This window comes from Bacillus sp. C-3-6, assembly GCF_054509685.1.
This window is the reverse complement of record NZ_CM137247.1, coordinates 4,034,243-4,048,024: the sequence shown is the minus strand read 5'-3', so window position 1 is coordinate 4,048,024 and position 13,782 is coordinate 4,034,243. Positions and strand designations below refer to the sequence as shown.

Annotated in this window: 12 protein-coding genes and 2 riboswitches; of the genes, 7 read left to right on the top strand and 5 right to left on the bottom strand. The window is 36.3% G+C overall.

The annotated features are described in order from the left end of the window. Window positions 1-84 precede the first annotated feature (84 nt). From ACW0JX_RS20770 to glcK, 3 genes are all read left to right on the top strand, one after another. Window positions 85-663: a 5-formyltetrahydrofolate cyclo-ligase gene (locus ACW0JX_RS20770; RefSeq protein ID WP_000656861.1), complete on the top strand. Its 579-nt coding sequence runs from the start codon at window positions 85-87 to the stop codon at window positions 661-663. A 102-nt stretch (window positions 664-765) separates the two neighbouring features. Continuing rightward, the gene (locus ACW0JX_RS20765) at window positions 766-966 is read left to right on the top strand and encodes a YqgQ family protein (RefSeq protein ID WP_000253699.1); all 201 of its coding nucleotides are present in this window, start codon (window positions 766-768) and stop codon (window positions 964-966) included. Window positions 967-985: 19 nt separating this feature from the next. Further along, entirely contained in the window at window positions 986-1,969 is a 984-nt protein-coding gene (gene glcK / locus ACW0JX_RS20760) for a glucokinase (RefSeq protein WP_000391701.1), read from the top strand. Window positions 1,970-2,049: 80 nt separating this feature from the next. On the opposite strand, the gene ACW0JX_RS20755 is transcribed toward glcK, so the two are convergent. Further along, window positions 2,050-2,223, bottom strand: coding sequence for a DUF2759 domain-containing protein (locus ACW0JX_RS20755; RefSeq protein WP_000524852.1), 174 nt, complete (start codon window positions 2,221-2,223; stop codon window positions 2,050-2,052). A gap of 170 nt (window positions 2,224-2,393) precedes the next feature. Here ACW0JX_RS20755 and ACW0JX_RS20750 point away from each other — a divergent pair, with 170 nt between their 5' ends. Continuing rightward, entirely contained in the window at window positions 2,394-3,023 is a 630-nt protein-coding gene (locus ACW0JX_RS20750) for an MBL fold metallo-hydrolase (protein WP_459245039.1), read from the top strand. A 9-nt stretch (window positions 3,024-3,032) separates the two neighbouring features. Then, window positions 3,033-4,145: a class I SAM-dependent methyltransferase gene (locus ACW0JX_RS20745; protein WP_095690210.1), complete on the top strand. Its 1,113-nt coding sequence runs from the start codon at window positions 3,033-3,035 to the stop codon at window positions 4,143-4,145. Between the two features lie 142 nt (window positions 4,146-4,287). On the opposite strand, the gene ACW0JX_RS20740 is transcribed toward ACW0JX_RS20745, so the two are convergent. The 4 genes from ACW0JX_RS20740 to metI form a co-directional block, all read right to left on the bottom strand. Continuing rightward, entirely contained in the window at window positions 4,288-4,578 is a 291-nt protein-coding gene (locus ACW0JX_RS20740; RefSeq protein WP_000894377.1) for an ArsR/SmtB family transcription factor, read from the bottom strand. 433 nt (window positions 4,579-5,011) lie between these two features. Then, window positions 5,012-5,524, bottom strand: a complete 513-nt coding sequence (locus ACW0JX_RS20735) for a cysteine hydrolase family protein (protein ID WP_069356200.1) — start codon at window positions 5,522-5,524, stop codon at window positions 5,012-5,014. Between the two features lie 163 nt (window positions 5,525-5,687). After that, window positions 5,688-6,851, bottom strand: coding sequence for a cystathionine beta-lyase (gene metC, locus ACW0JX_RS20730; protein ID WP_023523020.1), 1,164 nt, complete (start codon window positions 6,849-6,851; stop codon window positions 5,688-5,690). Then, window positions 6,848-7,960: a cystathionine gamma-synthase/O-acetylhomoserine thiolyase gene (gene metI, locus ACW0JX_RS20725; protein ID WP_000103889.1), complete on the bottom strand. Its 1,113-nt coding sequence runs from the start codon at window positions 7,958-7,960 to the stop codon at window positions 6,848-6,850. The genes metC and metI overlap by 4 nt, the downstream gene beginning before the upstream one ends. 94 nt (window positions 7,961-8,054) lie before the next feature. Continuing rightward, window positions 8,055-8,165, bottom strand: a riboswitch (SAM riboswitch). Window positions 8,166-8,368: 203 nt separating this feature from the next. Continuing rightward, window positions 8,369-8,478: riboswitch (SAM riboswitch) on the top strand. Window positions 8,479-8,548: 70 nt separating this feature from the next. Here metI and ACW0JX_RS20720 point away from each other — a divergent pair. Beyond that, window positions 8,549-10,381 (top strand): bifunctional homocysteine S-methyltransferase/methylenetetrahydrofolate reductase, encoded by a 1,833-nt coding sequence (locus ACW0JX_RS20720; protein ID WP_000770353.1) that lies wholly within the window; start codon window positions 8,549-8,551, stop codon window positions 10,379-10,381. Further along, window positions 10,381-13,779: a methionine synthase gene (gene metH / locus ACW0JX_RS20715; RefSeq protein ID WP_095690213.1), complete on the top strand. Its 3,399-nt coding sequence runs from the start codon at window positions 10,381-10,383 to the stop codon at window positions 13,777-13,779. Before ACW0JX_RS20720 ends, metH begins: the two co-directional genes overlap by 1 nt. Window positions 13,780-13,782 lie beyond the last annotated feature (3 nt).

The window sequence follows — 13,782 nt, the reverse complement described above, 5'->3', positions numbered from 1 at the left end:
CTGTTTCTTTTTTTATTCGATTCCTATGTTAAAAGTGATACACTATCATCATAGAGTAAAGTGTCACTGTAAGGAGGAGAATGTGTGAAAGAAGAGAAAGTGCGTTTGCGTAAACAAATAATAGAACACATGAATTCTTTATCAGAAGAACAATATACAACTTTATCAGAACAGATTGCATTTTCGTTGTATGCGCAAAAAGAGTGGGTTGAAGCTAAAACAATTGGAATTACTCTTTCAATGGAAAATGAAGTGAATACATATCCTATTATCGAAAAAGCTTGGGAAGAAGGAAAGAAAGTTGTAGTTCCTAAGTGTAATAAAGGAACAAGAACGATGTCCTTCCGGAAAATTAGTGATTTTGATCAATTAGAAACGGTGTATATGAATTTACGTGAACCGATTCCGGGACTTACGGAAGAAGTGAGTGCGGATGACATTGATCTTCAAATTGTGCCAGGCGTAGCTTATACAGAGCGAGGAGAACGGATTGGATACGGCGGGGGCTATTATGATCGTTATCTCGTGCATTATAAAGGGAAAACGCTATCATTAGCATATGATTTTCAAATGGTAAAACACATTCCGGTAGAGCCATTTGATAAAAATATAGAAAAAATTATTACAGAAAAAGGAACAATGCTTATAAATGAGCTTGTATAGACAAATAAAAATTGACGAGACTTTTTCTTCTTGATTATAATAAAATATGTGAACGTTTTCTTATTATAATTTTTATAGTAAGTGAGCATAGAGGGTGATGAAATGGTATCTATTTATGATATTCAGCAATTGCTAAAGAAATTTGGTACGATTATTTATACGGGAGATCGAATTGCAGATTTACAATTAATGCAAGATGAATTGCGTGAATTAAATCAATCACAGCTAATCGATCCACAAGACTATCAAACAGCTTTATTTTTATTGAAGCAAGAAATTCAAAAAGAGCTAAATAAGAATTAGATAAAGGTAGGTAAGCAACATGGAAGAGAAATGGTTAGTTGGTGTTGACCTTGGTGGGACAACGATTAAATTAGCATTTATTAATGTATACGGCGAAATTTTACATAAGTGGGAAATCCCTACAAATACAGGTGAGCAAGGAAAACATATTACACTTGATGTTGCGAAAGCAATTGATAAAAAGCTAGAAGAATTAGGCGAATTGAAGAGCAAGTTAATTGGTATTGGTATGGGAGCTCCTGGCCCTGTACATGTGGCATCTGGAATGATTTATGAAGCGGTTAATTTAGGGTGGAAAAACTATCCGCTAAAAGATTTATTAGAAGTAGAAACAGGATTACCTGTTGTTATTGATAATGATGCAAACTTAGCAGCGCTTGGTGAAATGTGGAAAGGTGCTGGTGAAGGTGCAAAAGATTTAATCTGCATGACACTTGGTACGGGCGTTGGTGGTGGTGTAATCGCCAATGGTGAGATTGTACACGGCGTGAGTGGTGCTGCTGGTGAGATTGGACATATTACAGTAGTTACAGAAAATGCTTTCCCATGTAATTGCGGGAAGTCTGGTTGCTTAGAAACAGTAGCATCTGCGACAGGTATTGTACGTGTTGCTATGCAAAAAATACAAGAGACTAATAAAGAAAGCATGTTGCGTTCTATGTTAGCTGAAGAAGGACGTATTACATCAAAAGATGTCTTTGAAGCACTTGGACAAGGTGATGAATTAGCAGGCGAAGTAGTAGAAAAGGTAGCTTCTTATTTAGGGTTAGCTGTAGCGAACCTATCTAGTACGTTGAACCCAGAGAAAATTGTTATTGGTGGAGGCGTGTCTAAAGCTGGAGATGCGCTATTAGAACCAATTCAACGCTATTTCGAGCAATACGCTTTCTCACGTGCTGTAAAGAGCACGAAGTTAGCTATTGCAACACTTGGTAATGATGCAGGTGTTATCGGAGGAGCTTGGCTTGTAAAAAAGCACAAATACGAAGCGAAGATGATATAAGTTTTGAAATATGAAAAGAGGAAGGGGGAACCCTTCCTCTTTTTGTGTGAAATCTCGATGAAGAATAAAGTGTAAACGAATTAAGCTGCTGGTGGATACCCGTTATATAGAACAGTCATGATCGTAAACCATCCGAAAACGAGTACAGTTGCAATTGCAAAGCCGCTCGCGAAAAAGTTTTTTTCACGAAGTGTTCTAAGCGTAGCAAATACAGCTAACAGAGTGACAAGTGTAAAAATAATAACAAGGCCCATACAATATCCTCCTCTGTCTACCCATTTCTTATTATGAGTTTTGGGAATATTTACTCTTTTATATTGTACATGTTTTAAAAATGATTGTCGAGATAGCATCCTTTCTTTTCCTAAGAGAAAGAAATGTTGTATCATTAAAAGTAAGTTTAATAACTGGAGGAGATTTTCATATGGAATGGATACAAATGCCGTTAGGCCCATTACAAACAAATGCTTATATTTTAATGAACGATCAAAAAGAGTGCATTATCTTTGACCCTGGGCACGAAGGTGAAAAGCTCGTTACATATTTACAAGAAGAACAATTAAAACCATTGGCTGTTTTATTAACGCATGCTCACTTTGATCATATCGGTGCTGTTGATGCGGTAAGAGACGCTTTTCATATTCCTGTATACGTACATAAAGAAGAAGTAGATTGGTTAGGAGATGCAACTGTAAACGGCTCTCAAATTTTTATGATGAACCGCAGTATTACAGCAAAACCAGCGGATCATATTATTGATGCAGAAGGTACATTAACAATTGGATCATTTAATTTTGAAATTTTTGAGACGCCAGGACATTCTCCAGGAAGTATTTCTTATTATAGTAAAGAGGCAAATGCTGTATTCTCAGGAGATGTATTGTTCCAAATGAGCATTGGAAGAACAGATTTGCCTGGTGGAAGTTTTGCTGAATTAATTGGAAGTATTGAAGAGAAATTATTTGTATTACCAGATGAGACAGCGGTGTTATGTGGACATGGTCCAGAAACAAGCATTGGTTTTGAAAAAGAAAATAATCCGTTTTTACAATAAGGAGTCATTATGGGAATGGAGCTCATTTTAAGAGAATGGATGGGGAAAGAAAAGGATTATTCAATTTCATATAGTACGTATATGAACCTTGTATTGTATACAGAAGGTCATGGATATTATATGAAAGCACGTGAAAAGATTGGAAGACAAGGGGATTTTTTTACAAGTAGCAATGTATCCTCTGTTTTTGCAAAAACTTTTGCTAAACTTTTTATTCGTCTTGTTGAAAATGGTGAAGTTGCTTCGAATATTTGTGAGGTTGGTGGGGGAACTGGAAAGTTTGCCTATGATGTTTTACAAGAATGGAAGCAATTATCTCCAAAAACCTTTATTGATTTAAACTATTCAATGATTGAAGTGAGCCCTTTTCATAGGAAATTACAGCAGGAGCAACTTGGCTCATTTTCTAATGTATCGTACTATACCTCCTATAGTGAAATGGGAGATTCTTTCGAGGGAATTCTCTTTTCGAATGAGTTGTTTGATGCATTTCCTGTTGAAATAATTGAGAAAAGAAATGGTATGTTGTATGAAGTGCGTATTACATATACAGAGGAAGGAAACCTTTCAGAAGTATGTAGGCCGTTAGATAAAAGAATTGGTCGATATTTATTGAAATATAATATTCATATTGCTGAAGGGCAACGTTTTGAAGTACCAATTGTGATGGAGGAGTATATAAAAGAAATCGCGAAATGGTTTCAAAAAGGTATATGTATTACAGTTGATTACGGATACACAAAAGAAGAATGGATGCATCCAGCACACCGTGAAGGAAGTTTGCGAGGTTATTATCAGCATAAGCTAATACGTAACCCACTAGCGCATCCAGGTGAAATGGATCTTACTACTCATATTCATTGGGACGAGCTAAAGGAGATGTTTAGTATGCAAGGAATGAGTGCAGTATGGCATAAGAAACAATCTGAGTTCTTGTTAGCTGCAGGGATATTAGAACAGCTTACCAGCCATCAAGATATGAATCCTTTTTCTGAAACGCAAAAACAAAATCGAGCAGTTCGTTCTATGATTTTGAATGGAGGAGTAGGGAGTGCGTTTGATGTTGTTATACATACAAAAGATATGCAACATTTACATTTGGAGCGGTATGTAACAATATAAAAAACAAGACACAGTATATACTGTGTCTTGTTTTTTAATACGACTTATGTAGTATTATATATTTCCTCTCATGATATATATTTATATTAAAGATATGAGATAAAAAATATAGAATACGTTCTTTTTCTTCGATTATTAGTCCCTAACCTAATAATACGCGAACGAGTTGAATTATTGTTTCGTTCTCTACTTTGTAATAAATTTCCAATCCTTTTCTTTCACTAGAAACGATTTTAGCGCTTTTTAATTTTGCTAAATGCTGTGAAATTGTAGATTGTGGCATGTTTAAGCCAGTGTACATTGTAGAAACGTTGCTTGGACCGCGCTCAATTAATCCTTTTACGATACATAAACGAACAGGATGAGCCAGCACTTTTAATAATTCTGCATTACTTTCATATAGTTCTAATTCTTTTTGAAAGGTTTCTAACATGTTCTTTTCCACCTCCGTGTGAGCTATTATACCATACTATACATACCAAAAATTTAAAGAAAAGAAAATAGTTGTTGCAGAAAAAAAGTCCTAAAGTAAAGAAATTGTAAGAAAAGAGACCATGATGTAAATAAAATAGGTAAATTAGCACGTTTTTGTAAAATGACATTTTTGGGTGAAAATTTCGATGCGTTTTAAAAATTGAAAGATATAGATATATTTGTAACACAATTTTATCATGATTTTCTTATTCTTTCAAATGAATATACGAAATTTTTAAAATAATATGACAAAGGAATTATAATGATATATATAGAATATAAAACAGGTTAAAAGAAAAGAAGCTGAATGTAATTCGCTTCTTTATGGTGATAATGAAATATTTGATTACGGCTGATAAATCTTAGGATAATCAAGTCATTAGTCATTTATTCTAAAATTCATCTTTTAGCAACGTTAAAAATCTGTGATTCCATATGTTCTCGTAAAAATCAATTGTCTCTTTTGCGGACATAAAAGGATTATTCAACGTAGAGGTTGTTTTCTGTATCATAAAGTTTTCGTATCCCAGTCCGTGGGCAAACTTAATCGTAGCATCCATACAGTACTCTGTTTGGGCACCGCAAAATTCAATGCGATTTACAGATAATTGATCTAAAATTTCTTTTAAGTTTGTTTTATAAAATGAATTTGCATGTGTTTTTCTTACAAAAAAATCTTGTTCTTGAACATCAAGATCGGTATGAATAGCCCAAAGTTCTTTCTCGGGTACTAAATCATCATCACAATGTTGAACAAAAAGGATTGGTTTATTTAATTTTCTGTATGAAGAAATTCTTTTATTTACTTTTGTTAGTAAGTTCTGTAAATCAAATAAATGCTCTCCGCCATAACATACGCCATTTTGTAAATCGATAACGATTAAAATATCTGCACAAGTATCCATTATTTTTACCCCTTTTTATTTTTTAATATATCAATTAATCAATTATTTAGAAATAGATGATATACTTTTATTTTTTATGGACTATAAGAAAAATTTCAAATGACTATAACTAAATCGCATAAAAAGAAGATATGAAAACCTATTCTCATATCTTCTTTTTTCTCTATGCATTTACAGGTTCTTCTACATAAGAAAGGGCATTTTCAAAATCGGATATTAAATCGTTAACATTTTCAAGACCGACTGATAACCGAAGTAATGAATTAGAGATTCCTCTTTCATCACGAGCTTCTTGCGACAGTGCTGCATGTGACATTTTTGCTGGATAAGAAAGAATTGACTCTACAGCTCCTAAACTAACTGCAAAAACAGGTAATTTTACTTTTGATAAAAATTGGCGGAGTGCATCTTCTGACTGCAAAGTAAATGATAAGACTGCTCCAGCTGATGTTGCTTGAGATTGTTGAATATCAAATCCGAGATGTGTTTGTAATCCCGGATAATAGACATTTTGTACTTTAGCGTGCTCTTGTAAATAATGTGCAATTTTATTGGCATTTTTAGCTGAATGCTCGAGGCGTACATGTAATGTTTTTAGACCGCGAAGTACGAGAGAACAATCTTGAGGTCCTAAAATAGCACCGAATGCATTTTGTAAAAATCCAAGTTTTTGAGCGAGTTCTGCATCTTTTACTACTGCTAATCCGGCAGTAACATCACTATGCCCAGCAATAAATTTTGTGGCACTATGAAGAACAACATCAGCTCCAAGTTCAAGTGGTTTTTGGAATAGTGGTGTCAAAAATGTATTATCAACAAAAGTAAGAGCCCCAATAGATTTTGCAAGTTTAGAAACCTCGCGAATATCTGTCACCTTTAAAAGTGGATTAGAAGGTGTTTCTACATAAAAGAGCTTTGTATTTGGTTTAATGCTTTGTTTTATTTCTTCTAAATTGGTCATATCAACAAATGTATGTGAAACACCGTAACGGGAGAGTACCTCAGTTATCACTCGGTAAGTTCCTCCGTATACATCTTCTGAAATGAGTACGTGATCACCTTGTGAAAGAAGGAGGAATGCAGTGGAAATCGCTGCAATGCCTGATGCAAAGGCGAATCCCTTTGTTCCACCTTCTAATAAAGCAATGATATCTTCAAGAGCTTCACGAGTTGGATTTCCTGACCTGCTATAGTCATATTTTCCGAACGTATCTACATCAAACTGGTGAAAAGTTGATGTGTTATAGATAGGAACGTTCACAGCTCCTGTTTGCGAGTCATGTTTATATTGGTTGTGTAGTAAGAGTGTATCTATAGAATAACTCATATTCTTACACCTTCTTTTACAAGTTTAATGGCTTGCTTTAAGTCTTGAATTAAATCGTTACTATTTTCAATGCCAACGGAGAATCGAAGAAGACGATTACATACACCGTTTGCTGTTCTAATTTCTTCAGGAATATCAGCATGTGTTTGCGTTGCTGGATAAGTCATTAAACTTTCTACACCACCAAGACTTTCGGCAAATGTAATTAAGGATAAAGATTGTAAGAATGGATTAATCCAAGCTTCATCTTTAAGGCGAAATGAAATCATGCCGCCTCTTCCAGGATAAAATACATCTGTCACCCCGTCTTCATCATTTAAATATGCAACAACTGCTTTCGCATTTTCTTCATGCTGTCTCATGCGAAGCGCTAACGTTTTCATACCGCGAATTAATAACCATGAGTCAAATGGGCTTAAAACTGCACCTGATGCATTATGATAATGAGCGATTTCTTCACAAAGTTCCTTTCCTTTTGCAACGACAAGTCCGCTTAGTACATCGTTATGTCCCCCTAAATATTTCGTTGCGCTGTGAAGTACAATGTCAGCACCTTCTGTTAATGGTTGCTGTATATAAGGTGTGTAGAATGTGTTGTCTACAATAAGAAGTAGTCCGTGCCTTTTCGCTACAGTTGCGACTGCAGCAATATCAGTAACTTGCATTAATGGATTAGTTGGAGTTTCTATGAAAATAGCCTTCGTTTCAGTTGTGATAGCTTGCTCAATTTGTTTAATAGACTGTGTATTTACGTATCTACATCGAACATTCCACTTTTTTTCATGTTCAGAAAATAATCGATACGTTCCACCGTATAAATCTTCAGATACAATAAGTTCGTCTCCAGAGCGGAATAGAGAAAGGACGAGGAGAACAGCCGCCATCCCTGAACTACAGGCATAACCTTGTTCGCCATATTCTAAGTCTGCGATTGCCTGTTCTAAAAGACCTCGAGTTGGATTGCCAGTTCGTGAATAGTCAAAGCCAGTAGATTTACCAATTCCTTCATGACGATAAGCGGTTGAGAAATAAACTGGTGGATTAACCGTTCCAGTTGTAGTTTCACTGCGATTGCCGATTTGTGCTAGTTTTGTTTCGATTGTTGACATGTGAAAATTCCTCCTTTTTAAATTGAAACATTAAGTGAATATAAAATAAAAAAAGCCTTCTAAGAAGAAGGCTTTCGGTTTGAATAGAGTCTTCTTCTCATCTGTCAAATCTTTCACAATTTGCTGGAATTAGCACCTTATTAACAAAATGTTAATGGTTGCTGAGGCGTCACAGGGCCAGTCCCTCTACCTCTCTAGATAAGAATGTTCGTATGAAATTTTTATTATGTTTTTAACTTTACAACAAAAGATAATTGAATTGCAACTTTATTTTGAAAAATTTTTATTTTTCCGCAAGTGTCATTGACTTTTACTTTTGTGCATGCTAAATTTATTAAAAAATTAACAAACATTGTTAAAAGGGGAACGCATTTCCTTTTAGCTACATAAATAAAATAATAAAGACAACTCTTATTGAGAGCGGTGGAGGGAAAGGCCCTGTGAAACCCGGCAACCTTCAAACGAAATGTTTGAAACGGTGCTAATACCTGCAAAACGAATGTTTTGCATAATAAGAGGAGGAACGATTATGTCCCCCTCTTCAAAGTGAAGAGGGGGTTTTTATATTGATAGAAATGAGGGAGATTCGTGAAATTACTAGATTTATTATCAAAAGGAATTGTAATAGGTGATGGTGCGGTTGGGACGTTATTGCATTCACATGGCTTGCAAAGTAGCTTTGAAGAATTGAATGTATCTGATCCAGACTTAATTATATCGATTCATAAACAATATGTAGCTGCTGGAGCAGATGTAATTCAAACGAATACGTATGGAGCAAATGAGGCGAAATTACGTATGTACGGCTTAGAAAATCAAGTTACAGAAATTAATAGAGCGGCAGTAAAACTGGCGAAAGCATCTGTGACAGATAAAAATGCAATTTTAGGAACAATTGGTGGTATGAAACATATCGGAGCCGTTACAACGACTGATATGGAAAGGGAGTTTATGCTACTTGAACAGGCAGGGGCTTTACTAGAAGAACAGGTTGATGGATTACTATTAGAAACTTTTTACGATGAATTTGAATTACTTCATGCTGTTAAAGTATTGCGTAAGCAAACGAACATTCCAATTGTTGCTCAATTAGCGTTACATGAAGCAGGTACGACTCAAAATGGAAATGATGTCAATGAAATATTAAAGCAACTTATAGATTACGGTGCAAATGTTGTTGGATTAAATTGTCAACTAGGGCCGCTTCATATGACGGAGGCTTTCAAAATGATATCGATTCCGCAAAATGGCTATTTATCAGCATACCCAAATGCAGGTCTCCCGAATTATGTGGAGGGACGTTACGTATATGAGGGAAGCCCAGCTTATTTTGAGGCGATGACGCCGAGATTTATTGAGCAAGGTATTCGGTTATTAGGTGGTTGTTGTGGTACGACTCCAGAACATATTCAAAGTATGAAGCACGCTGTTGCGAATGTTACACCTGTAATAGAAAAAGACACCATTCAAAGGCCGAAAGTTGTTCATACGCATGAGAAACGTTCGAAGGCTCACGTCACTCTAGCAGAGAAAGCGAAAAAACAAACGACAGTTGTAGTGGAATTAGATCCACCGAAAACGTTAGATACACAGCGGTTTTTTGAAGGAGCAAGAGCTTTAAAAAGAGCGGGAGCAGATGCTATTACTCTAGCAGATAATTCATTAGCATCGCCTCGTATTTCTAATATGGCAATGGGTGCGTTATTAACGAAGCATGATATCCCGGTATTGACACATTTAACGTGTAGGGATCATAACGTCATTGGACTACAATCTCATTTGTTAGGTTTATCGGCGTTAGGGATGGAAGAAGTGTTAGCTTTAACTGGTGATCCAGCGCGCGTTGGTGATTTTCCTGGTGCAACTTCTGTATACGATTTGTCCTCTATTGAGCTCATTAAAATGATTAAAGAAATGAACGATGGACGTTCAATTTTAGGGAAATCAATTGGACCGGCGACAAGGTTTTCTGTAGGCGGCGCATTTAATCCTCACGTGAGGCACTTAAAAGCAGCGGTTAAGCGAATGGAACGAAAAATAGATGCTGGAGCGGAATATTTTTTAACTCAGCCAATTTACGATATCGCGTTAATTGAAGAAGTGTATGAAGCGACAAAGCATTTGGAACAACCTATTTTTATTGGAATTATGCCGTTAGTAAGTAAGCGGAATGCAGATTTTCTTCATTTTGAGGTACCGGGTATTACTCTTCCAGAAGAAATAAGAGAGAGAATGGATGGACACGAAACGAAAGAGGCGGCAATTGAGGAAGGGATTCGCATTTCGCAAGAATTGATCGACGCAGCGATGAAATATTTTAATGGTATTTATCTTATTACACCATTTTTAAAATATGAAATTACAGAACATCTTGTTAAATATGTAAGAGAAAAGCAAGAAGTGAAAGAAGGTATTAATTGATGAAGTGTATAGAAGAAAAATTACAAAATAGCATTTTAATATTAGATGGTGCAATGGGAACAATGATTCAGCAAGAGGATTTAACTGCTGAAGATTTCGGAGGAGAAGAGTACGAGGGCTGTAATGAATATTTAGTAGAAACAAGACCAGACGTTATTTTAAAGATTCATAAAGCTTATATTGAAGCTGGAGCGGATATTATTGAAACAAATACATTTGGGGCAACGAATATTGTACTAAGTGATTATGAGCTGTCTCATTTAGATGAAGAACTAAATGAAAAGGCAGCACTTTTGGCGAAGCAAGCTGTTAAAGAAAGCGGTAAGGAAGTATATGTTGCGGGAGCGATGGGACCAACAACGAAAGCAATTAGTGTTACTGGTGGTGTGACTTTTGAAGAATTGATTGAGGCTTATACAAGGCAGGCACGAGGATTATTAAAAGGAGAAGTTGATGTATTACTCGTTGAGACGAGTCAAGATATGCGTAACGTGAAAGCAGCTTATATTGGAATTCAAGTTGCTTTTGAAGAACTGAAAAAAACGGTTCCTATTATGATTTCAGGAACGATTGAGCCAATGGGAACGACTCTGGCTGGGCAAACAATTGAAGCTTTTTATTTATCAGTAGAACATATGAAACCATTATCTGTTGGGTTAAATTGTGCGACTGGTCCGGAGTTTATGAGGGACCATATTCGTTCACTATCTGATTTATCGGAGTGTTACATTTCTTGTTATCCAAATGCAGGTCTTCCTGATGAAGATGGACATTACCATGAGTCTCCATCTTCTCTCGCTGAAAAGGTGAAGCGATTTGCTGAAGAAGGATGGGTTAATATTATCGGTGGTTGTTGTGGCACGACACCAGAACATATAAAAGCAATGAAAGAAGCACTAGCATCTCTTAAGCCTCGTGACCATCATGAGAGAGAAGGACATGGAATTAGTGGATTAGAGGCACTGCAATATGATGAGTCTATGAGACCGTTATTTGTAGGTGAAAGAACGAATGTTATTGGATCACGTAAATTTAAACGATTAGTAGCAGAAGGGAAATTTGAAGAGGCTGCTGAAGTGGCAAGAGCGCAAGTGAAGAAAAATGCTCATATTATTGATATTTGTATGGCAGATCCTGATCGTGATGAAATAGAAGATATGGAGAAATTTTTGACAGAAGTTACGAAAGTGTTAAAAGTACCGATTATGATTGATTCAACGGATGAAAATGTTATGGCAAGAGCACTTACTTATATTCAAGGAAAAGCTGTTATCAACTCTATTAATTTAGAAGATGGAGAAGAGCGTTTTGAAAAGGTAACACCGCTTCTTCGTAAGTATGGTGCTGCAATTGTAGTTGGTACAATCGATGAAGATGGTATGGCAGTAAGTGCTGAAAGAAAATTAGAAATTGCAAAAAGAAGTTACGAATTATTAACGACGAAATATGGGATACGCCCGTCAGATATTATTTTTGATGCACTTGTGTTTCCAGTAGGGACAGGTGATGAAGAATATATTGGTTCAGCGGCAGCGACTATAGAGGGCATTCGCCTTATTAAAGAAGCGTTACCAGAGTGTTTAACGATTTTAGGTGTAAGTAACATATCATTTGGTTTACCACCGGCTGGACGTGAAGTATTGAATTCCGTCTTTTTATATCATGCTACGAAGGCTGGATTAGATTACGCGATTGTTAATACGGAAAAATTAGAACGCTATGCGTCGATTCCAGAGGAAGAAAAACACCTTGCAGATGCATTACTGTTTGAAACGACGAAAGAGACGTTAGAAGAATTTACAAACTTTTACCGAGTCGCTAAAAAGAAAGATGTCGTTGTGCAAGAAACGTTAACGCTAGATGAACGACTAGCAAATTATATTGTAGAAGGTACGAAACAAGGATTACACGAGGATTTAAGTCTTGCACTTGAAGAAGGAAGAAAACCTCTTGATATTATTAACGGTCCGCTTATGACAGGGATGGATGAGGTAGGACGACTATTTAATAATAATGAACTTATTGTTGCTGAAGTATTGCAAAGTGCCGAAAGTATGAAAGCTGCTGTAAGTTATTTAGAGCCACATATGGAATCTAGCGATAGTGCAAAAAAAGGGAAAGTATTATTAGCAACTGTAAAAGGTGATGTGCATGATATTGGGAAAAATCTCGTTGAAATTATTTTAGCGAATAACGGATATGAGATTATTAATTTAGGAATTAATGTACGTTCGGATCGAATTGTTCAAGAAGTACAAGAAAAGAAGCCGGACATTATAGGCCTTTCAGGTTTATTAGTAAAATCAGCGCAACAAATGGTAACGACTGCTGAAGATTTAAAAGCAGCAAATATTGATGTGCCCATTGTTGTAGGTGGTGCAGCGTTAACGAGAAAGTTTACAGATAATCGAATTTCACCATCATATAAAGGGCTCGTTTGTTATGCGAGTGATGCGATGACGGGGCTCGATATTATTAATAAGCTTCAAAAAGAAGAAGAGCGTGAGAAGATGAAACAGGATAAAAAAGAACGTCATCTTCATATCGTAAAAATAGAGGAGAAGAAAGTAGAAATTCCAGCAGTAATTGAGCCATTACCGAAGGCTGAGGTTATGGTGCCTGATTCAACAAAACGAATTGTATTACGCGATATTCCGGCTCTTCATCTCGCTCCATTTTTAAATAGACAAATGTTACTGGGGCATCACCTTGGATTAAAAGGAAATGTGAAGAAGCTTTTGAAAGAGGGAGATAAGAGAGCACATGAATTAAATGATTTAATAGATGAATTATTGCAGGAAGGACAATCTTGGTTAAAGCCGAAAGCAGTGTATCAATTTTTCCCAGCGCAAAGCGACGGACAAAACATTGTAATATATGATCCAGAAGATCATACGCGTGTTATAGAGCGTTTCACATTCCCTAGACAAGGAAAGGCTCCCTATCGTACTTTAGGCGATTATTTGCGCCCAATTGGAGATGAGATGGACTATGTTGCTTTCTTATCTGTTACGGTTGGGGAAGGAGTTCGGGACATTGCTGAAGAGTGGAAGGCGAAAGGTGATTACTTACGTAGTCATGCTATTCAATCGTTAGCGCTTGAATTAGCAGAAGGACTTGCTGAAAAAACACATATGCTCATTCGTGACCGCTGGGGCATTCCAGACTCACCTGAACTGACGATGGAAGAACGTTTCCGTACGAAATATAGAGGAATACGCGTGTCATTTGGTTATCCGGCGTGTCCAGAACTTGCAGATCAAGAAAAGCTATTTCGCTTAATTCATCCAGAGGAAATAGGTATTTCATTAACAGAAGGATTCATGATGGAGCCAGAAGCGTCCGTAACGGCTATGGTATTTTCTCACCCTGAGGCAAGATATTTTAGTGTATTATAGTCT